We start from the raw sequence: 21,760 nt of genomic DNA on the forward strand, positions 1-21,760 counted from the left end.
TTTCACGCTGTGACTCCTGCCGCGAAGTGGGCCGGGGTCAGCGTTTGCCAGCGCGCCAGCCAGTCGTTACATTCGTGCTGCGTCGCCGGGCCATATGCCGGCTGCCAGCCTGCGGGTCGGGCGCAGTGGGCTGGCCACAGGCTGTAGCCCAGATGATTTTGCAGCACGAAAAACGGCCCCTCAGGGCGATCGAAAGGATTACTCTGTTCCATCGGAAACTCCGGATTTAGCAGGGACAGACTGCCACAGCGTGGTCAGCCCGTTAATCAGGCCGCCTCGCCAGCACAGAGCGTCGTGGCCGCCGTCAACAAGGCGATAGTGCAGCGCCGGGCAGGCCCGTTGCAGCAGAGGATAAATGCGCTGGTTAGCCTGTAAAACGACAGGTTCGCGCAGGCCCGCCTCCAGATAAATGCGCAGCGGCGCGGCGCTGAGCCGGCCCTGCATCAGCTGCTCTGTCAGCCAGCCGTGCTCGCCGGTACGCTGGCGATGCGGCCACCAGAAAGAGCCGGACTGGCTGAGCGCGCAGCCGAAACGCTGCGGCCAGTGCAGCGCGGCATAGAGGGCGGAAAGACCGCCGAAGCTCTGTCCGGCCACCACGGTGGTCGCCGGATCGTCGCGCCAGCGCGCGTGCTGCGCAATCAGCGGCAGCAGCTCTTCCTGTACCGCCAGCCAGAAGTCGGGATTGCAGGTCAGCTCCTCGCCGCGATGCTGCGTGTCGATCGCATCAATCAGCAGATAAACCGCCTGCGGAAGCTGGCCCCGATTGGTTTGCGCCTGCAGTACGGGCCAGACCGGCATCTGCTCCGCCCAGAACTGGCCATCCAGCAGCACGGCCAGCGGGCGCTGTTCCGGCTGGGTTTCGCCAGTGTTGAAAAGCCATACCCGACGCTGATTGCCCAGCCGTTTGCTCTGCCACGTCAGGCAGCGCGGCGCGGCAAACTCAACGCTCTCTGTCCAGCCCGGCTGCACAGGCGCCTGCGGCAGATGCAGCGCGGAGACGGGATGACCGCGCCCGCCTCGCCAGCTGGTATGGGGATTAAGCGGATCGGCTATCGCCTGCGGCAGCAGTCTGCGCCAGCCTTCGCGCAGCGCCGCACGATCCGGCGGACTTTGCAGCGCCTCGGGGGAGAAATCATTTTCGTTTACGGAAGGGATAAAGCAGTAGCTGCCTCGCCAGCCCGCATTTAGCCGAACCTGCCACTGCCAGATAGCCGTGCCGCTGATGCGCTGCAGGCTTTGCGGCGCGCGCTGCTGATGATGATCGGTTACGCCAGTGATATAAATCCATACCCGGCGTACCGGCGAAGTCCGTTCCGTTCCGGCGGGATCCCGCCAGTAAAAGGTGACGGTGCAGATGTCACCTTCCGTTATGACCGCTGGCGACCCCAGTCTCAGCTTGTGCTGCCAGTCCGCCTGCGCGTCACTATCCCAACCGCCTGTCATATCATAACCTTCCATCATTACTGCCAAGAAAACGGGAACCGCAGGCCGCCGATTTTATTGATAATGGTTTTCATTTGCAATAAGAAATCAAAGCGATATTCAGACCCGCGAGAGGCGCGACACCAGCTTAACCGACGGAAAAGATGAGCAAAAAAGGAAATGGTCACGGGTAAAAAAGGCCGTCGACAACGTCGCGGCCCGGTCATTCTGTAGGTAAAAAGAGGCAGAGAAAAGCGTCAGCGACGCCGCTAATCATTAACGGCGCTTATTAACGGCGGGATCAGGAAGAAGAAACGGGATCGTGCAGCCGCTGGCGCCTGCGCAGGCTCGGGAACCAGGCCATCCACAGGCCGACCACGATCAGCGTGCCAATACCGCCGACTGCCGCCGCTGGCGCCGCACCCAGCCAGGCCGCCAGCATCCCCGACTCAAATTCGCCAAGCTGATTAGAGGTATTAATAAAAATGGAATTGACGGCGCTAACGCGCCCGCGCATCTCATCCGGCGTATCCAGCTGCACCAGCGAGCCGCGGATCACCATGCTGACCATATCAAACCCGCCCAGCGCAAACAGCGCCAGCAGCGAAAGCCACAGTTCTTCAGAAAGGGCAAACACCAGCGTCGCCACGCCGAAGCCGGCTACGGAGGCGAACATAATCTTACCGACGTTACGCTCCAGCGAACGACGGCTGAGCCACAGGCCGACCAGCAGGCCGCCAACCGCTGGCGCGCCGCGCAGCAGGCCCAGGCCCCACGGCCCGGTATGCAGAATATCTTTGGCGAAAATGGGCAACAGCGCCGTCGCGCCGCCCAGCAGTACCGCAAACAGATCCAGCGAAATTACGCCCAGCACGTCCGGCCGGTTACGGATAAATTTCACCCCGGCAAAGACGCTGGCGAAGGTAGCTGGCGTACGCGGCGGCGGCGTATGATCGTAGCGCAGGCGACTGACCATCACGACGGAGATAAGGTAGAGCACGCCGGTGGTGATATAGACCGCCTGCGGCCCGGCAACGTATAAAAAGCCGCCGAGCGCCGGGCCAAGCATCGAGGCTGTTTGCATCGATGCGGCGTTTGCGGCCGTCGCTCGCGCCAGTATCGAGGGCGGCACCAGCGCGGGCAGCATGGACTGCAGAGACGGCGCCTCTAACGTTTTGGCGATAGAGAGCACGAAAATCAGCGCCAGGATCACCAGCTCGTTGGTCAGGTGCATCAGCGTCAGCACCGCCAGCGCGGCAATCGCCAGCAGCTCGGTGAACTGCCCCAGCAGCACGACGCGACGTCGGTCAAACTGGTCGGCAACATGCCCTGCCGGCAAAGCCAGTAAGACCGCCGGCAGAAACTGCGCCAGCCCGATCAAGCCCAGATCGAAGGCGCGGCCGGTAAGCGCATAAATTTGCCAGCCGACCGCGATAGAGAGCATCTGAAAACCGAAACTTGAGCTGGTGCGGGCCAGCCAGAAAGCGACAAAAGAGCGATGGTGAAACAGCGATTCCGCTCCGGCGGAAGTGGGCGATTGCATGGTGTTTTCCGGTTATTTTTTTGACAGCGCCAAATCCTGAGCGGCCGGCTCCTGCCGGGGCGCGTATTTCCACAGCCAGCGTCCGCTGGTCATGCGGCGATAGAAAAAGAGACCACGGACAATCCAGTCCAGAAACATGCCCAGCCAGATCCCTACCACGCCAAAGCCCAGCACCACGCCCAGTCCGTAGCCTGCCACAATGCGGCATCCCCACATGCCCAACAGCGAAACCCACATGGTAAATCTGGCATCGCGCGCGCCCTTCAGCCCCGCAGGTAAAACCCAGGACGCGGCCCAGAACGGCATAAACAGCGCGTTCAGCCAAATCAGGATTTTGACCACGTGAATAACCTCCTCATCACGGGTATAAAACGAAGCCAGTATACCGGCAAAAGGCACCGTCAGCGCCGCCAGCGCGCACAGCCCGATGGTCGAAAGCCAAAAAATATGCCGCAGCTGCCTTTCCGGCTGCTTCAGCTGTCCCTTGCCCAGTCGGGTACCGACAATAATGGTTGAGGCGGAGCCAAGGGAGTTGCCCGGCAGGTTGATCATTGAGGCAATGGAAAAGGCGATAAAGTTACCGGCAATCACGTCGGTGCCCATTCCGGCGACAAAAATCTGCGTCAGCAGCTTGCCGCCATTGAACAGCACCGATTCGATACTGGCGGGCACCCCGATGCTCAGCACCTCCATCAGAATATTGGTGTTGAGGCGGGTGAAATAGCTTTTCAGCGTGATTTTCAGGCGCGGATTAAACCCGATCGCCAGCACATAAATAACCGCCGCCGCGCCGATATAGCGGGCGATGGTCAATCCCAGTCCGGCACCGACAAAGCCCATCCCTTTCCAGGAGAAACAGCCGTAGATCAGCACCGTACTGAATATAATATTCAGGATATTCATGCCGCCGTTAATCAGCATGGGGATTTTGGTATTGCCCGCTCCACGCAGCGCGCCGCAGCCGATCAGCGCAATCGCGGCGGCCGGATAGCTCCATGCAGTAATGTTGAGATAGATCAGCGCCATCTCTTTTACCTGCGGCTCTGCGTTACCGGCGATAAGATTGATGATCCACTCGCCGTAAAACTCAATGCCTAGTGCCAGCAGCACGGCAAAAATAGTCATCAGCACCAGCGACTGGCGCGCGGCCGCCTGGGCCCGTTCGCGGTTAAGCTTGCCCAGGCTGAAGGCGACCACCACCGTGGTACCCAGATCGATAGCGGCGAAAAAAGCGATGATGACCATATTAAAACTGTCGGCCAGCCCGACGCCCGCCATCGCCTCCTTGCCCAGCCAGCTCACCAGGAAAGTGCTCAGCACGCCCATCAACAGCACGCAAAGGTTCTCAAAAAAGATCGGTACCGCCAGCGGCGTAATTTCTCGCCAGAACAGAACCCGATAAGAACGTCTTTTAGGATACCAGGGCGTACGCCTGATGGCCTCTAACGGAGAAATACGGAATATTTGCAAAGTGCTGCCTGCCAGAAATGGAGAAGACTCTACTGATGATGGTAAAAGGCGCTCTGATATGCAAAGTCTTTTCCGGAGAAAAGTGATTTTCCCCTGCGGATGGCGCCGTGCCCTGTACGATCGAAAAAGGCGATCGTCGATCGCCTTTTTTAGTTCTCCAGCCCTGGCTACTGCGCTTTAGGCTCGCCCATCGCCTTGAGCCTTTTGGAAAGCTCGCGGCGCTCTTTGGAAAGATCGGCGTTTTTGATGATGTAGTCGTCAACGCGATCTTCGTAATCGCTGCGCATGCTGCTGATAATTTCCTGAATGGCTTCGACGCTCATGCCAGGCTTGATATATTCACTCAGGTTATCCAGCAGCAGCACGCGTTTCTGGTTGTCGCGGATTTTCTTTTCAATATCGTGGATTTCACGCTGCAGCTTGTTCTTACGACGGAACATCCGCACAAACTCCAGTACGTCCTGAAAGGATTGCTTTGCATTTTCCATGGAAACACCTTCTGTTCAGGCCTGCAAGGCAGGCATTATTATCATTGCGCTCAGCGTAGCGGCGAACCGCTGTCGAGGCGATTAGTTGTAGAGTCGGACTGGCGTTATCTTAGCGCGAACCAGCGCTTTTCGCAGTAAGTTGTTATTAATCGTTTATTTACGCAGCACCAGACGCATCAGATCCGACAGCCTTTCCAGCTGCGCGGCCATCTCCAGACTCAGCCAGACGTAGCCGTGGATCGGTGTTTCCACCAGCTCGTCGCTGTTGGAGGCTTTGATCAGCTGCCGCAGCTCGCGGGTGATTTCCGCCAGCTCCGCGCTGTTGGCGGAGATTTGCTCCGTGCTGCCCGCCACTATCGCCTTTGACAGCGCGCGCAGGGTGTTTTCCGTCATCAGCTGGGTGCGCTTCAGCGTGGGCGCGTTCAGCATTATCAGGTGGCTTTCGCGAGAGGACCACCAGGCATTCAGCTGCAGCTCCAGCGTACAGACCATATTGCGGTTCAGCGTCTGAATGCCTTCAAAAACCGAACGCGGAATACGCGTTTCCTTGCTGGCGGGATCGATCAGCGAGCGCATTTTCACCACGCCGGTCAGCAGCCGCTGCAGGGGGCGCGTCAGGCGGGGCTTATCCACCAGGTTAGGCGAACAGCCGGCATGGTAAATTTTAGCGGTTTCCAGCAGGGAGTCGGAAAGCTTGATGCGCCAGTGGGTATAGGCCTTTTGCGGATAAATGCTGGTAAACAACAGCGCCAGCACCGATCCCAGGATCACGTCGCCGCCTCGCCACAGCGCCATAGTCATATCGCCGGGCGCGCCGCCGCAGATCACCGCCAGGGTAATACCAATCAGCAGCGCCATATAAGGGTGCTTGCCCAGCGTCAGAAAACCGCATAAAAACATTACCAGCGTGCACCACGCCAGCATCACCGGCAGCGACCACAGCTCCAGCCAGAGCGCAATCAGCCCGGAAACCGAGCCAAATATCGTGCCGCCGATGCGCTGGATCGCACGCGGAAAGACGTTGCCCCAGGAGGAAATTGGCCCCATCACCACCACCAGCGTAATCAGCGGCCAGCTACCTTCCGGGATAGAGAACAGGCGGATCAGCAGAAACGTCAGCACGAACGCCAGCGCGATGCGAATGCCGTGCACCGTGCGGTAGTTACGATAGAGGGTGAATTCAAAGGCCGATAGCGGCTTGTCGGGACGCAAAACTTACTCCAGGCGCGGGCTATTTTCCTGGCATCATACCCTGCCCTACGGGGCTTCGCCCGCTTTTTTGCGTATTGCCGTCTCACGATAACAGTGGTGCAACAGCAGCACAACAAACAGGCAAAACGGCGACCCGTTGCGGATCGCCATCAGGGGTTACAGCTTACGTTTGATGTAATCGGTAATGCGAGTAATCATGCCCGCTTTTTCCACTGGTTTCAGCGTCACCAACGGGTAAGAGGCCAGCTCTTTGTCGCCATCCACCAGCTGGATAGTGCCTACCTGCTCATGCAGCTTCAGCGGCGCCTCAAGATCCTTGCGGTCGATGACGTACCTGGCCTTGATCTTTTTGACGTCTTCACGCGGCAAGGAGAGATAAACATCCTTATCGCTACCTACGGCTACCTGATGCGGATTGCCGTACCAGACATTCTCATGACCAATCTCTTTACCAGCATGGAACAGCTGCACGGTATCAAAGGTGTTCTGTCCCCAGATCAGCAGCTTGCGCGCCTGCTCTTCGCGCCCTTTAGGGCTTTTGCCGCCCATGATCACGGCGATCAGTCGGCGCTGGCCGTCCACGCTGGAGGCAATGATGTTGAAACCCGCGCTTTCGGTGTGGCCGGTCTTAAGGCCGTCGACGTGCAGCGTTTTATCCCATAACAAACCGTTACGATTCTGCTGGGTAATGCCGTTCCACGTTAGCGATTTCTCGCTGTACATCTGATAAAAATCCGGCTCGCCGGAGATAATGGCTCGCGACAGCTTAGCCAGATCGCCAGCCGTGGTGTACTGTCCCGGCGCATCCAGGCCGTGAACCGTTTCAAAATGGGTGTTTTTAAGGCCAAGCTTAACCACATACTGATTCATCTGCTCGACAAAAGCGGCCTGGCTACCCGCCACATAATCCGCCAGCGCCACGCAGGCGTCGTTGCCGGAATCGATGATGACGCCGCGGCTCAGATCGCGTACCGAGACTTTCTCGCCGGGTTTAAGAAACATCAGCGAAGACCCTTTAAACACGGGATTGCCGGCGGCCCAGGCATCCTTACCCACGGTGACCATATCGTCGCGGCTGATGCGTTTGCTGTCGATAGCGCGATCCACCACGTAGCCCGTCATCAGCTTGGTCAGGCTGGCCGGATTTCGGCGTTCGTCGGCATTGCCCTGCGTCAGCACCTGACCGGTCGTGGCGTCCATCAGCACCCAGGAAGCGGCGTCGATGGCGGGCGCGGTCAGGGGGAAAGCTAAGGGGTTATCTTCAGCATGGGCCACGGCGACCACGGCCAGAACCAGGCTGATACTTGCAAGCTGACGCTTCTTCAACGGTAAATCCTCTGTAAACTGGAAAAAAACAGCCTGTTGTACGGGATTTGCTGTCGTAACGTGTTAAAAAATTGCAAGAAAATATTAACTTTCTTGGGATTTATGCCATTCTTCTGGTGCACGGGCGGCAGACAACTCATACTTCGGCTTCCCAATCACCTACCCCTGTGTAACCAACTAACGAGCTTATATAAAACCAATATACTTACTGAACAATAGTATTTAGAGCGGGAAAGCAAAACAACAAAAGGATAAAATAATCGCTTATAAGATCTGCATGATCGATCCGTTCGCCCTGGAATTATCTTATCGAATAATAAACTCCCCTGTTATAAGATACTCGACCGAAGCCACAGGGCAAATTTTAATATATTGATTAAAAAGGATTTTCCCATGTTAACCCTCTTTACCCGCTACGCTTCAGTAGGTGTAGTTAACACCATGATCCACTGGCTTATTTTCGCTTTCTGCTTTGGGCTGCTGCATCTCAACCAAATGCTGGCTAATTTTCTGGCTTTTTGTAGTGCGGTTACCTTTAGTTTTATCGCAAATGCGCGCTGGACCTTCAAAGCCAAGACAAGCCTGCTTCGCTACTTTTCCTTTACCTCTTTTATGGGGGGGATAGCGCTTCTTACCGGCTATACAGCTGATCGGATCCACCTGATGCCGGTTGTTACCTTAATTATTTTTTCTTTGATAAGCTTTATCCTCGGTTTTGCTTACAGTAAATATGTTGTCTTCAGGGAGGAATATTGAAAATATCACTGGTTGTACCCTTGTTAAATGAACAGGAAGCTATTCCTGTTTTTTATAATACGGTCAGAAATTTTCAGCCACTGAAAGAATATAGCGTTGAAATAATTTTTATCGATGACGGTAGTACTGATGGAAAAAAAGCTATTGTAGAGGTGCTTTCTCATACCGATCCTTTGGTGGTCCTGATTGGTCTGACCCGAAATTTCGGCAAGAAATCGGCCCTTTGTGCCGGTTTAGACTATGCTAACGGCGATGTAGTTATCCCTATAGATGTTGATCTCCAGAATCCCCTAGACGTTATCCCCACAATGCTACAAAAATGGCGCGGAGGAGCAGATGTCGTGCTGGCTAAGCGCGCAGAAAGATCATGCGATTCCATCCTCAAAAAAAACGCAGAGTGGTTTTACAAATTTCACAACGCTATCAGTCATTCAAAAATCGTAGAGAATGTAGGCGATTTCCGCCTGATGAATAAAACGACGGTTGACATAAAAAAAGCTTTCTGAAATGGATCTGTTTATGAAAGGCGTACTTAGCTGGGTTGGCGGTAAAACTGAAATCGTTGAATATCGACGTGTGAAAAGAGTCATAGGTACGTCAAAATTCAACGGCTGGAAGCTGTGGAATCTGGCACTTGAAGGCATTACCTCGTTTTCTACCTTCCCGCTCAGGATTTGGACTTATATAGGCCTATTTGTCGCATTTTTCTCCTTTGCCTATGGTGGCTGGATGATTATCAACAAAATCATCTGGGAAAATAACGTTCAGGGTTACCTTTCCATCATCGTTTCTATCCTTTTCCTAGGCGGCGTACAGCTGATTAACATCGATGTCTTAAACGAGTATGTAGGTCGTATTTACCTTGAATCTAAAGGTCGTCCAAGATATCTGGTTAAAGAGACCAAAAATACGGAGCTGAAAAATGACTATTAAGGGCAGCACCCTTCTTTTTTCCGCAGCGCTTTTTTTTAGTGCTGTATTTATTATCATTTCTCGATATTCATTTAATAATTATGGCAGCGCAACTCCCCCTCTGGCAGAGACCAGCCTAAATCAGGTTTATTATAAAATTGAATACTGTAAATCTACACCGAGATTTTTCTTGGTCGCAGGCTGGGCCGGGCTAACAGATGGCGGGCGTGATGTTATCACCAACATTTATCTTATTGACCAAGGGAATCAGTTTCATAAAATAAGAAAAACCACGACTGAACGGAATGATATCGTGAAAAAATTTCACAAAAACACCGCTTTTAAAAAGTCTGGTTTTGTAGCATCCGTTGCCGTGGGCGAAGCCTACTTAATGACAGGTAAATTTGCTATCGAATTAACTCATCAGGGGAAACGCAGTGTTATCTATCATGAATGTAAATAAAAAATCGCTGATGCCTGTGCTCGCTTGGGGATCCGCTTTTGTTTTGCTCACTGGTATCTTTCTGTCGGTTAAACTGCTTAACAACGGCGATGACAGAATGTTTATTCATATTTTAAATGGAAAAGCACTTTTCCCTCTCTTACAGCAGCGTTACCTTGAATGGAGTGGGCGAATAACTATAGAAGCTTTGTTAATAAAGACCATTAATTTCAGCTTATTCTGGAGATTAGGTATCATCAGCTCCATAACCCTGCTCTCCTACTGCGCCTGGAAAACGTTCTTCGACACATTAAAGGCTGCTTATGCTATTCCTGCCGGTATTGCCATTTTTATGTTAATCACTCCCAGCGTCAATATAGACGCTGCATGGTGGGTTACTGGATTTTATAATTATCTGCTCCCTGTAACGCTAGCAAGCTGGGCACTGCTTATTTTAAAAAATTCGGCAACAGCATCACCAATGGCAAAAACAGCGGCACTTTTGACATTATTAGTTAGCTGTTTTAGCGAGCAAGTAGCACTGGTTCTGCTTATAGGTGCCATTTCCATTTACTGCTCTAAGCAGCACAAAGAACGCTATGATGCCCTCTTCATAGTCATTGCGTTCATTTTCAGCGCCATTTTGCTAACGGCACCGGGAAACACTTGCCGATATCTCTTTGAGATAAAAAATTCTTTTCCTGAATTTTCTGGCTATAGCTTCATCGACAAGTTGACGTTAGGTATCGATCGCTTAAATCACCATATTAGTGATCCAGAAAACTTGCTTATAAACGCATTGTTCATACTGGCATTAGCTAATACATTTCAAAAAAAAAACCTAGCCGGTTCGGATTTTTTAGCCGTTGTACTCGTCACTATAAAGCTGATCGGCTTTCTGTTAGCACATTTTCAGGATGGTGTACGTGACTTTATTTACAATAAGAATTACATAAGTGCGCAATCTTGGTTTGGTTTTAAAATCTACAGCTCGTACTTCTTTACGCTAGCCGCTATTTTTTCTCTAATACTGCTTTCTTACCGCCATATACATAATCGAAACATGGCAATCTTCGTTTTAATTTCGCTGTTAACAGCCTGCGCGACTGTGATGATGATAGGGTTCTCGCCTACCGTTTATGCATCATCTCAACGAGTATTATTCTTATTTGAAATTTGCTCACTATCTGTTTTGTGCGTATATATCAGAGTGCTATTTATCAAAATGTAAATATCTTTCCGCATCAGGGATTCCTAATGCGGAAATAGCCATGTAAGTTATCAAAACTCTTTAGTTATTTTTAGGTATATTACAAATATATTAAAAAAGGAGGTACAGACTAAAATTAAATTAAACTGTAAGCACTGGTTACTTTAAATAGCTGTAGCGAAAGGTTAATCGCTGATTTTGATTCTTTAATCGATTCTGCATATGATCAAAACCACCAAGGTAACCAGCGATTTTTATGGGTTTCATGCTCCCAACACTACGCAACCTCTACATATTTTGGACGAAACCAAATATACAAGCGCTACTGTATGAGGTAATAATTATGCAGCAGACTATTTGCTGATCACTTATCCGCCAAAAATCTTACAGTTGATTTTGTCATCTGATATGAAATCCGGCAAAGATTTGGCATAGTAACTTAGATTGCAATGCATCCATATCATAGACAATGGGAGAAAAACAGCTTACTATTCAGGCAAACTATTCTTTAAAGAAATTCTGAGACAACTTCCCCCCGTAGGTTTGCGGTTATTTAGACTAACAGGTAAGACCGCCGGTTATCCTTTTATATAAATCCGTCCTTAAACGACGTTGACCGATTTTGTTGTACTTTCTCGCTTCGCATAGAGTCCAGATGTGATCTGTAGCGCTCCAGATTTTGCAAAGCATCTCCTGACATGCATATATGGAGCATATGTGTGGTCCGATTTTGATACTGTCTTTGTTTAATTTGCCTATGTACTTTAGTAACAGGCCGTATAGCCTTTACAATTGCTTTTTTTATATGCAGCAATTAAACTAATGTCGGCGAGGCCGCTGGATTTAAGCACAATATTATGGTTAAATTCATGTAAGTAATTGTTCTTTTATTGTGAGTTTTGTATGGATAAAAATGAAAACAACCATTGGTTAGATCTTTGTAGAGCAATTGCTATTTTAATGGTTTTACTCTCACATGGAAGAGGCTATTTAATTCCTTTATGGGAACCATTTAACGGTTTTAAATTTGGCGGTTTTTTAGGTGTAGAACTTTTTTTTGCGCTATCCGGATTTCTGATTGGAAAAATAATAATAAATAAATCAATTAACTGTAAAAATCCATTATCTTGGATCCCTGCTTTTTGGTTCAGAAGATGGGCGCGGACATATCCCATATATATAGCCTTCCTGATAATTAACGTAATTTTGCTATCAGGGATAAGATTAGCCCCACATAGTCATATAGTTTCATATTTTACGTTCACTCAAGCTTTAACAGCACCTCACCCATTATTTTTTGGGGAAGCATGGAGTCTGGCAATTGAAGAAGTTTTCTATTTTACCACACCATTACTTTATCTGTTTTTATTTTTTTACTTTAAAAATTCACAGAAAACCCTTTTGTTTTGCCTGATAATAATGGTCATGATGCCCACAGCTTATCGAGTCTATCTCACAACTTTAACAAGTTTCTCCTTTAATGAAATTCGGACTATTTCTTTTGCAAGGCTGGATTCCATTATGTATGGAGTATTTTTTTCTTGGGCTATTCATTTCTATCCAGTATGGAAAGATAAGATTATCTCTTTATCCAAAAAAATTGCTTTCCTATTCCCGGCCCTCGCTTATCTAGCGCATTTTTCAGATGCAGACATAAATAGCCACCCTATCCTCAGGGTTATTTTATTTAACATATCTGGTTTAGTATGCTCCGCTGTGGTTGTGTGCGGATTACATGCCAACATACCTGAATATTTAAACAAAATAATAAAAGGCATAGCGAGAGGTTCATACATATCCTACCTGATTAACTTACCTATAATATATATTATGCATACCTACACGCCTTCTCACATCACTAAGACACAAGGAGTTGCCTTATGGATGATCTACTTATCTTCCACACTATTAATTTCTGTATTTCTGCATGAAAAAGTAGAGAAAAAGATATTATTAATTAGAGATAAAATAGTTCCTCGCTAATGACTTGTTATTTGATGTCAGCAGGAGAGTATCCCCTCACTTTTTTAGATGATGCCGTATAAGAATGCGGCACTTCTCTTAATAGCATTATTTCTCCTTAGCAGGTTATAACCAGCTTCGTTATATCAATAATTAACATCATCAATCAGACCACACCAGCGAGCAATACATTATCACTCATTACATAAAATTACAGAAAAGGCTAATATCAGGTAAGCCATCATTGTATTAAGTAGCTGGCACTCTATTTAAAAACACCCCTTCTCCGTTATCCAATCCGAACTCTTTCCCGACCTTTCTCTCACCCTTTCTTTTACCTTATTGCCTCCATAATCGTTGCCAGCACCAACCCATCCATCGCCATCTACCCCTTCTGGACTTCCCGAATATGGTTTACCATGTAAGGAACACAATTTTGTATCGCTGAGGGCCATTAAAATATTCTGTACGCATGGTTTCAGGGATTCTATACCCACTATGTACGCAGTAGTGCATAGACAATGCGAACATCAATAACCGCAAATGAACACAAGTAAACGTAGAAGGCCGAATCAATGAGAATGAGCGCTGCGTTTTCAGGAAGTTAACGAACAGAAGTGGACAGATACCAACAGTGAAAAACGAAAGCAATCAACCTACGTTCCTTTTCCACGACTATGAAACGTTTGGGAAAAGCCCATCACTGGACCGCCCCGCGCAGTTTGCCGGCATCCGCACCGATATGGATTTTAACATTATTGGCGAGCCGGAAGTTTTCTACTGCCAGCCTGCGGACGACTATCTGCCGCAGCCGGAAGCCGTGATGATCACCGGCATTACGCCGCAGCTGGCGAAAGCCAAAGGCATTAACGAGGTCGCTTTCACCCAGCGTATTCACCAGCTGTTTAGCGAGCCCAATACCTGCATCGTCGGCTATAACAATATCCGCTTCGACGACGAGGTCACGCGCAATCTGCTCTACCGCAACTTTTACGATCCTTACGGCTGGAGCTGGCAGAACGGCAACAGCCGCTGGGATTTGCTGGACGTGATGCGCGCCTGCTACGCGCTGAGGCCGGAAGGCATTGAGTGGCCGGAAAACGACGATGGTTTTCCCAGCTTTCGTCTGGAACATCTGACCAAAGCCAACGGCGTGGCGCACGAAAACGCGCACGATGCGATGTCCGATGTTTACGCGACCATTGCTATGGCAAAGCTGGTAAAAGAGAAGCAGCCGCGCCTGTATGATTTTCTGTTCAGCCATCGCAACAAGCAGAAAATTATGACGCTAATCGATATTCCGCAGATGAAGCCGCTGATGCATATTTCCGGCATGTTTGGCGCCCAGCGCGGCAATACCAGCTGGATCGCCCCGCTCGCCTGGCATCCCACCAATAAAAATGCGCTGATTACCTGCGATCTGGCCCAGGATATTTCTCCGCTCCTGGCGCTGGATGCCGATGCGCTGCGCGAGAGACTCTACACGCGCCGGGAAGATTTGGGCGATGCCGTGCCCGTGCCTATTAAGCTGGTGCATATTAATAAATGTCCGGTCGTCGCACCGGCCAATACGTTACGCCCGGAGGATGCCGAGCGTCTGGGGATCGATCGTCAGCGCTGCCTGGATAATCTGGCGCTGCTGCGTCAGCACCCGGAGGCGCGTGAAAAAGTGGTGGCGCTCTATGCGGAAGCGGAGCCGTTTGTGGCTTCTGACGATGTGGATGCCCAGCTCTACGACGGCTTTTTCAGCGATGCCGATCGCAGCGCCATGAATATCATCCGGCAAACGACGCCGGAAAACCTGCCAGCGCTGGATCTGACCTTTAACGATAAGCGAATCGAAAAGCTGCTGTTCCGCTATCGGGCGCGCAACTTCCCCGGCACGCTGGATGAGGCCGAGCAAAAGCGCTGGTTACAGCATCGCCGTGAGGCGCTGAGTCCGGAACGCGTGCAGGATTATGTTCAGGAGCTGGAGATGCTGTTTAATCAGTACGACGGCGATAAGGCGAAAATGACGCAGCTGAAAGCGCTGTTTGATTACGCTCGCGAGCTGGTTTCCTGATTTTTCGGCTGCGGGCAGCGGCAATTAAAAAGGGCGCGGTTCACAGAACCGCGCCCTTCTTTTTAGCCCATCGCCACGCTAAATGCGGCCTTGGTTACATCGGCTCTTCGGTATACTGCGGCACCGGTTTGCGGAAGCGCTGCGTCACCACGGCCAGATAGACCAGGCCAATTGCGCCCCAGACCAGGCCGAGGATCATCGAGCTTTCTTCCAGGTTAATCCACAGCGCGCCGACCGTCAGAGCGCCGCACGTTGGCAACACCAGGAAGTTGATGTTGTCCTTCAGCGTCTTGTTGCGCCCTTCACGGATCCAGAACTGCGAGATCACCGAAAGGTTAACAAAGGTGAAGGCCACCAGCGCGCCGAAGTTGATCAGCGCCGTCGCCGTCACCAGATCGAAGGTAATGGCGGAGAGCGCGATAGCGCCTACCAACAATACGTTCAGCGCTGGCGTATGCAGCTTCGGATGAATATAGCCGAAGAAGCGCTCCGGGAACACGCCGTCACGCCCCATCACATACATCAAACGGGAAACGCCCGCGTGCGCCGCCATGCCGGAAGCCAGCACGGTGATGCAGGAGAAAATCAGAATGCCGAACTGGAAGGTTTTACCCGCCACGTAGAGCATGATTTCCGGCTGCGACGCGTCCGGATCTTTAAAGCGCGAGATATCCGGGAAATAAAGCTGCAGGAAGTAAGAAACCACGATAAAGATCACGCCGCCAATCAGGGCGGTCAAAAAGATCGCTTTCGGGATCACTCGTCCCGCATCCTTGGTTTCTTCCGACAGCGAACTGATGCCGTCAAAGCCCAGGAACGAGAAGCACAGAATGGTCGCGCCGGTGATCATAGGCACCACGTGCGCCTGCTCGGACCAGAACGGCTTGCTGCTGGTCAGGGTGCCGGCCCCTTCCCCATGGGACACGCCGTAAATTACCATACCGGTAATCGCCACCATGACCGCCATTTGCAGCACCACAATAATGCTGTTGAAATTGGCGACGGTTTTAATGCCCTTGAGGTTAGAAAGGGTCATAAAACCAACCAGCAGCACCACGAATATCCATGACGGGACACCCGGCACCAGCGCTTCAAAATAGATTTTCGCCAGCAGAATATTGATCATCGGCATGATCAGGTAATCCAGCAGCGAGGACCAGCCCACCATAAAGCCGACGTGCGGGCTGATGGCTTTTTGGGCATAGGTATAGGCCGAGCCGGCGGACGGGAAGCGGCGAACCAGCTTGCCATAGCTCAGCGCAGTAAACAGGATCGCGATCAACGCGAAGGCGTAGGCGGTTGCTACGTGACCGTCTGTAAGACCGGAAACGATGCCGAACGTATCGAACAGGGTCATTGGCTGCATATAAGCCAGGCCCATCATCACTACAGGCATCAGAGTCAGCGTTTTTTTCAGGTGCGCGCGCGGCGCGGAGGTCTGTGAATTATGCGACATGATTCAGCCTCCCTATAGCATCAACCTTTCTGGGTTGAACCACAGGGAAACTTCGCTTTATGCGAGCGTTGTTCTGATTTGGGAAGGTAAAGCAGGCAGGCGTGAAGGTGACGGCTGCCGCTGCGCCGTAGTCGTCGCGCAGATGTTTACCGGCTGCGGCCGGCGTAATGAAGTGTTGCCCCATCTTTATTTCCTCAAAAACACTGTCAGTGTGTATCAGTCCGGCTGAGCCGGCCTCTTTGGCTTCGTTTTTTTGTGCAAAAAAAATAACCGGCGCGTTAAGCGTCGGTTATTCATTTACAGTGCGTATATTTTGCCAGGCTGTAAGAAAGAATACAAGTTTTTAAAGCCTTTCTGCGCCATTTCTTTACAGGAAACCTCAGGCATTTTTTAACATCCAGTCGATTTCGGTGGCGGTGATCAGCCGCTCAAAATGCATCAGTTCATGATGCTTGCAGCTGTGCCAGACAAAACCAAAGCGCTCGCCCAGCAGCTTTTGCAGCGGAAAGCTTTGTGCAAACTCGTCCAGCGCATCGCTTTGCCTGACCGGCAAGGGTCTGCCGTCGGCTTCATGGCCGTTGCCGGTAATGGCCGACGGCAGCGGCAGTTGATTATCGATGCCGTGCAGAATGCCCGCCAGCACCGCGGCGACCACCAGGTAAGGATTGGCATCCGCGCCTGCCACTCGGTACTCCACGCGATGGTTTTCCGCTTCGCCACAGGGAATACGCAACGCTACCGTACGGTTGTTGTGCCCCCAGGATGCCTGTAGAGGCACAAAGGCTTCCGGTAAAAAGCGTCGATAGGCATTAACGTTAGGCGCCAGCAGCGCCATAGAGGCGGGCATCAGGTCGATCATCCCGGCCAGCGCGCGCTTCAGCAGGGGCGAATCGCTGCCGTCATCGGTGATAAAGGCATTATGATCGGCGGCGTCCAGCAGGCTGATATGAACGTGCATCCCGCTACCGGCCCAGGCCTCGTAGGGTTTTGCCATAAAGGTAGCGTTCATGCCGTGATTTTCTGCCACCTGACGGATTAGCCGCTTCAGCTGCACGGCATGATCGCAAGCGCTGAGCACGTTGCGGGTATGGCGCAGATTGATTTCAAACTGGCCTGGCGACGCTTCCGCCAGCGCGCCGTCGGCAGGAATGCCCTGCAGCCTGGCCAGCCTGTCGATATCATTGAGCACGGCGGCAAAACAGTCCAGATTATCAACCGAATAAACCTGGCTTTGCCGGTGACGATCGTCGCTGCCCGGCGAGCAAGGCGGCTGAATTGCGCCTTCCGCATCGCGTTTTTTATCGACGAGATAGAACTCCAGCTCTACCGCTACCACCGGAAATAATCCCCGATTGCGCAACTGCTGCCAAAGGTGATTCAGAACATTTCGGGGTTCAACGTCAAAGGGAGTACCATCTTGATTACGCATGGTCAGCAAAACCTGCGCCAGCCGCTGCGGATCGGTTGCGGAGGGAGTCAGCGTGCCTTCAACAGGAAAGCAGATATTATCAGGTTCACCCAGCGCCTGGCCAAGTCCGGCCTCTTCCACCGTGTTGCCGAGAATATCCATGGCATAGACGGAAGCGGGAAAATAACAGCCTTTTTCCAGCCTGAGCAAATTCCCGATCGGGAGGCGTTTGCCGCGAAAAACACCGTTTAAATCATTAAGCAGAACATCAACATGCTGTGTTTCAGGATAGCGTTCCAGATAAGTTTCTACTTCAAGCTGGAACGCGCTGGTTCGCTCACTATGCCGCGTAAAATCTTCCACTTCGACGATATTGGTCATGATGCCACCCGCCTTCGCTAAGTCTGATGTTTGCGTGCCGCTCAAAATAAGCGCCGCCTTCTTAACATAGCGTCAACTATTCAGCGCGGCAAATGTTATGACAGAGTTTATTTTCCAGGCAAAATCTTTTGCATATTGCCCTGCAGAGTGCCAGATTGGCTGGATAAGGCATGGATCCGACCTGCCTTTCCGCGCTCACTAAAACCGGACGGAGAGTTGGGATGGGCATTATTTCGAACAACCCCTTGATTGACGTAATAATGTGTCAGGCAAGCCTCATAAGACTGGCCTGGCATAAGGCGCTTACCGATACCTGCACGGTATGGCAAAACCCAACCAGGCATGCTGGCTTTGACGTTAAGGAAGACTATTTATTAACGCCTTTACGTGCGTTTTTTTGGCAGCAAAAGGAAATTCTTCGATGAGCGATATTTCTCTGGCCCCCGGCCGTCGCCTGGCTGAAATCCGCCAGCAGCAGGGCCTGTCACAGCGTCGCGTGGCCGAGCTTTCCGGCCTGACGCACAGCGCCATCAGCACTATTGAGCAGGACAAGGTCAGTCCCGCCATTGGTACATTACAGAAGCTGTTAAAAGTATATGGCCTTTCCCTTTCCGAATTTTTTTCCGAGCCGGTCCAGCCTGCCAGGCCAAAGGTAGTAATAGAGGCAAACGAGCTGATTGATATCGGCAGCCAGGGAGTGTCGCTGCGGTTGATCCATAACGGCAACCCGGAGCGGACGCTGGCGATGATGTTAGAAACCTATGAACCTGGCGCGACAACCGAAAAAATTCGTCATCAGGGCGAAGAGATCGGCACGTTGCTGGAAGGCGAAATTACCTTAACCGTCGACGGCCAGCGCTATCAGCTTCGGGCTGGCCAAAGCTACGTTATCGATACCGGCCATCCCCACAGCTTTAATAACACCTCTGCGCAGCCCTGCCGGATCGTCAGCGCGCATACCCCAACCACCTTTTGATCGCCAGTTGCCGCCGCATCGCGCTTTTTGTTGGAGAAAGCTATGGAACATGTGCAGAGCTATTATACCGCTACGGCCAATCCTCATGACCGCTGGCCGCGGCTTGCGGATGATATTCTCTGCGACGTCTGCATCATCGGCGGCGGTTTTACCGGCCTTTCCTCGGCGCTATACCTTACCGAAGCGGGTTATGACGTGGTGGTGCTGGAAGCGGCCAGGGTTGGCTTTGGCGCCAGCGGCCGCAACGGTGGGCAGGTAGTTAACTCTTACAGCCGTGATATTGACGTTATTGAGCGCCGCTACGGCAAAGAAAGCGCACGGCTGCTGGGCAGCATGATGTTTGAAGGCGCTGCGGCGATCCGCGATCGTATCGATCGCTACGCTATTCGCTGCGACTACCGGCCCGGCGGCGTTTTTGCCGCGCTTAACAGCCGTCAGTTCAGCCAGCTAAAGCAGCAGCACCAACGCTGGCAGCACTATGGCAATCATCAGCTGGAGCTGCTGGATGAGCTGGGCATTCGGCGTAAAATCGCCAGCGAACGCTATGTCGGCGGCCTGCTGGATCGCAGCGGCGGTCATCTGCATCCTCTGAATCTTGCGCTGGGCGAAGCGGAGGCGGTTCGCCGTCACGGCGGCAGGATTTATGAGGAGTCAGAGGCAATCGCCGTGACCTACGGCACGCCGCATCGCGTCAGGACGGCTCAGGGTAGCGTATTGGCTAAATACATTATTTTTGCCGGTAATGCCTATCTGGCGCCGCAGCTGGAACCCAGACTGGCAAGCAAGAGCCTGCCCTGTAGCTCGCAGATCGTCGTCACGGAACCGCTCTCCCGCGATAAGGCGCTGGCGCTGCTGCCGGATAACTACTGCGTAGAAGATCGTAACTATCTGCTGGATTACTATCGCCTCACGGCCGACAATCGCCTGCTGTATGGCGGTGGCGTAAGCTATGGCGCGCGCGAGCCGGGCAACATTCACGAGCTGATCCGGCCGAGGCTGCTAAAGACTTTTCCACAGCTGGAAGGAATAAAATTTGATTATGCCTGGAGTGGAAACTTTCTGCTGACGCTATCCCGCATGCCGCAAATTGGCAGGCTGGAAAACGGCGTTTACTATATGCAGGGCGACAGCGGACACGGCGTGACCTGGACCCATCTGGCGGGCAAGCTGGTTTGTGAAGCGTTGCAGGGCGAGCCAAAACGCTTCGATGCATTCGCCCGCCTGCCGCATCTGCCTTTTCCTGGCGGTCGCCGTCTACGTGTACCCTTAACGGCGCTGGGCGCCGCATGGTATGCGCTGAGGGACAGGCTGGGCGTTTGAAGCTTTTACCTTTGCTACCGGGCGCTATGCGGGAAATAAATGAACTATGATTAATCATAACGTAATATTTTACGTTAGTACTCCCTTTGCTTAGCTCTTTGCAAATGTTAAGATTGCCATAACTCAAAAAAAAGAATGCGATCATGTGGAAACCATTTGAAAAATACATTTCTGTTAGCATAGTTAATACACTGTTTCATTGGATTAGCTTCTCATTTTTTGTTTATGCTCTCGCCTGCTCACAATCCTTTGATAATTTATTGGCGTTCCTTATTGCCGTAAGCTTTGGTTTCATAGCCAATGCTAGATGGGCTTTTAAAAATGAAGCGACAAAAAAACGCTATTTTTTATTTTTATGGGGATATTGGCATGGTTAACCGGAAAAGGTGCTGATAAATTACATTTCCCATTAATAGTTACGCTTGTTACCTTCTCATTTGTAAAATTTACAACCGAATTTATCGACTCAAAATTAGTGGTGCTCAGGGAGAAAATTTAATGAAAATATCGCTAATCGTACCTGTATACAACGAAGAAGAAGCTATACCTATTTTTTATAACACGGTTAAAAGTGAACTAACGCAATACACACTAGAGATTATTTTCATTAATGATGGTAGCACAGATAGCACTAGTACTATTGCACAGGAATTGGCTGCCCGGGACGATGCCGTCCGTCTAATCAACTTCACTCGAAACTTTGGTAAAGAACCAGCCCTTTTTGCAGGACTTGAGAATGCTACGGGCGACGCTGTAATACCTATTGATGTCGATTTACAAGATCCTATATCAGTTATTCCAAAACTTATTGAAAAATGGCTAAGCGGCGCAGATGTTGTCTTAGCCAAAAGAATAGATCGTAGTTCTGATGGCCATCTAAAAAGAAAGACAGCTGAATGGTTCTACCGCTTACATAATAAAATAAGCACACCAAAGATAGAGGAAAACGTTGGTGATTTCCGTCTGCTTTCACGGGAAATTGTGGATAACATCAAGCAACTAGAGGAACGAAACCTTTTTATGAAAGGCATCCTGAGTTGGGTTGGGGGAAAAACAGCTATTGTTGAGTATGTCAGAGAAGAACGAGTAGCAGGCGTTACTAAGTTTAACGGCTGGAAACTATGGAATCTTGCTTTAGAAGGTATCACCTCCTTTTCCACATTCCCTTTGCGTGTTTGGACATATTTAGGCCTGTTAGTTGCTGCACTTTCCTTTTTATACGGTTCATGGATGATAATTGAAAAGATTATTTGGGGGAATGCGGTCAGGGGTTATCCTTCTATTATGGTTTCAATCCTTTTCCTCGGTGGAGTTCAACTTATTGGTATTGGTGTGCTAGGTGAATATATAGGTCGAATCTATACAGAGGTAAAAAGAAGACCGAAATATATTAAATCAAAAGGTAAAAACTAAA

Annotated in this window: 18 protein-coding genes and 1 pseudogene; 10 read left to right on the plus strand and 9 right to left on the minus strand. The window is 50.9% G+C overall.

The annotated features are described in order from the left end of the window. Nucleotides 1-2: 2 nt before the first annotated feature. The 7 genes from EGK14_RS05525 to dacD form a co-directional block, all read right to left on the minus strand. On the minus strand, nt 3-212 hold the full coding sequence (locus EGK14_RS05525; RefSeq protein WP_125288080.1) for an MbtH family protein: 210 nt from the start codon (nt 210-212) through the stop codon (nt 3-5). Continuing rightward, entirely contained in the window at nt 199-1,443 is a 1,245-nt protein-coding gene (gene fes, locus EGK14_RS05530; protein ID WP_125288081.1) for an enterochelin esterase, read from the minus strand. Before fes ends, EGK14_RS05525 begins: the two co-directional genes overlap by 14 nt. A gap of 280 nt (nt 1,444-1,723) precedes the next feature. After that, nucleotides 1,724-2,965 carry an MFS transporter gene (locus EGK14_RS05535; protein ID WP_125288082.1) on the minus strand — a complete coding sequence of 414 codons (1,242 nt, stop codon included), beginning with the start codon at nt 2,963-2,965 and terminating at the stop codon, nt 1,724-1,726. 12 nt (nt 2,966-2,977) lie between these two features. Further along, nucleotides 2,978-4,435: an EmmdR/YeeO family multidrug/toxin efflux MATE transporter gene (locus EGK14_RS05540; RefSeq protein WP_125288083.1), complete on the minus strand. Its 1,458-nt coding sequence runs from the start codon at nt 4,433-4,435 to the stop codon at nt 2,978-2,980. A gap of 167 nt (nt 4,436-4,602) precedes the next feature. Beyond that, a complete protein-coding gene (locus EGK14_RS05545) occupies nt 4,603-4,923 on the minus strand; it encodes a DUF496 family protein (RefSeq protein ID WP_125288084.1) in 321 nt (106 codons plus the stop codon). A 153-nt stretch (nt 4,924-5,076) separates the two neighbouring features. Then, nucleotides 5,077-6,135, minus strand: a complete 1,059-nt coding sequence (locus EGK14_RS05550) for an FUSC family protein (protein ID WP_125288085.1) — start codon at nt 6,133-6,135, stop codon at nt 5,077-5,079. A gap of 156 nt (nt 6,136-6,291) precedes the next feature. Beyond that, the gene (gene dacD / locus EGK14_RS05555) at nt 6,292-7,461 is read right to left on the minus strand and encodes a serine-type D-Ala-D-Ala carboxypeptidase DacD (protein WP_125288086.1); all 1,170 of its coding nucleotides are present in this window, start codon (nt 7,459-7,461) and stop codon (nt 6,292-6,294) included. 393 nt (nt 7,462-7,854) lie between these two features. On the opposite strand from dacD, the gene EGK14_RS05560 reads away from it, so the two are divergent. The 6 genes and pseudogenes from EGK14_RS05560 (at nt 7,855) to sbcB (ending at nt 14,805) form a co-directional block, all read left to right on the plus strand. Continuing rightward, nucleotides 7,855-8,217: a GtrA family protein gene (locus EGK14_RS05560; RefSeq protein WP_125288087.1), complete on the plus strand. Its 363-nt coding sequence runs from the start codon at nt 7,855-7,857 to the stop codon at nt 8,215-8,217. Further along, nucleotides 8,214-9,150: pseudogene (locus tag EGK14_RS05565) on the plus strand (glycosyltransferase family 2 protein). Before EGK14_RS05560 ends, EGK14_RS05565 begins: the two are co-directional and overlap by 4 nt. After that, nucleotides 9,140-9,592, plus strand: coding sequence for a hypothetical protein (locus EGK14_RS05570; RefSeq protein WP_125288088.1), 453 nt, complete (start codon nt 9,140-9,142; stop codon nt 9,590-9,592). The pseudogene EGK14_RS05565 and the gene EGK14_RS05570 overlap by 11 nt, the downstream one beginning before the upstream one ends. Continuing rightward, entirely contained in the window at nt 9,567-10,802 is a 1,236-nt protein-coding gene (locus tag EGK14_RS05575; protein ID WP_125288089.1) for a hypothetical protein, read from the plus strand. The genes EGK14_RS05570 and EGK14_RS05575 overlap by 26 nt, the downstream gene beginning before the upstream one ends. A gap of 882 nt (nt 10,803-11,684) precedes the next feature. Then, entirely contained in the window at nt 11,685-12,764 is a 1,080-nt protein-coding gene (locus EGK14_RS05580) for an acyltransferase (RefSeq protein WP_125288090.1), read from the plus strand. A 613-nt stretch (nt 12,765-13,377) separates the two neighbouring features. Continuing rightward, a complete protein-coding gene (sbcB, locus tag EGK14_RS05590) occupies nt 13,378-14,805 on the plus strand; it encodes an exodeoxyribonuclease I (protein ID WP_125288092.1) in 1,428 nt (475 codons plus the stop codon). A 94-nt stretch (nt 14,806-14,899) separates the two neighbouring features. Here sbcB and EGK14_RS05595 read toward each other — a convergent pair whose 3' ends face one another. After that, on the minus strand, nt 14,900-16,261 hold the full coding sequence (locus tag EGK14_RS05595) for an APC family permease (protein WP_125288093.1): 1,362 nt from the start codon (nt 16,259-16,261) through the stop codon (nt 14,900-14,902). Between the two features lie 379 nt (nt 16,262-16,640). Beyond that, nucleotides 16,641-18,053 (minus strand): glutamine synthetase family protein, encoded by a 1,413-nt coding sequence (locus tag EGK14_RS05605; RefSeq protein ID WP_199746386.1) that lies wholly within the window; start codon nt 18,051-18,053, stop codon nt 16,641-16,643. 418 nt (nt 18,054-18,471) lie between these two features. Here EGK14_RS05605 and puuR point away from each other — a divergent pair, with 418 nt between their 5' ends. From puuR to EGK14_RS05625, 4 genes are all read left to right on the plus strand, one after another. Further along, nucleotides 18,472-19,026: an HTH-type transcriptional regulator PuuR gene (gene puuR / locus EGK14_RS05610; RefSeq protein ID WP_125288096.1), complete on the plus strand. Its 555-nt coding sequence runs from the start codon at nt 18,472-18,474 to the stop codon at nt 19,024-19,026. Between the two features lie 42 nt (nt 19,027-19,068). Continuing rightward, nucleotides 19,069-20,346 (plus strand): FAD-binding oxidoreductase, encoded by a 1,278-nt coding sequence (locus EGK14_RS05615; protein WP_125288097.1) that lies wholly within the window; start codon nt 19,069-19,071, stop codon nt 20,344-20,346. A gap of 143 nt (nt 20,347-20,489) precedes the next feature. Then, a complete protein-coding gene (locus EGK14_RS05620; protein WP_125288098.1) occupies nt 20,490-20,723 on the plus strand; it encodes a GtrA family protein in 234 nt (77 codons plus the stop codon). 121 nt (nt 20,724-20,844) lie between these two features. Beyond that, a complete protein-coding gene (locus EGK14_RS05625) occupies nt 20,845-21,759 on the plus strand; it encodes a glycosyltransferase family 2 protein (protein WP_125288099.1) in 915 nt (304 codons plus the stop codon). Nucleotide 21,760: the final 1 nt, after the last annotated feature.

Source organism: Erwinia sp. 198, from assembly GCF_003937915.1.
In the GTDB taxonomy this organism is placed as follows: Bacteria; Pseudomonadota; Gammaproteobacteria; order Enterobacterales; family Enterobacteriaceae; genus Erwinia; species Erwinia aeris.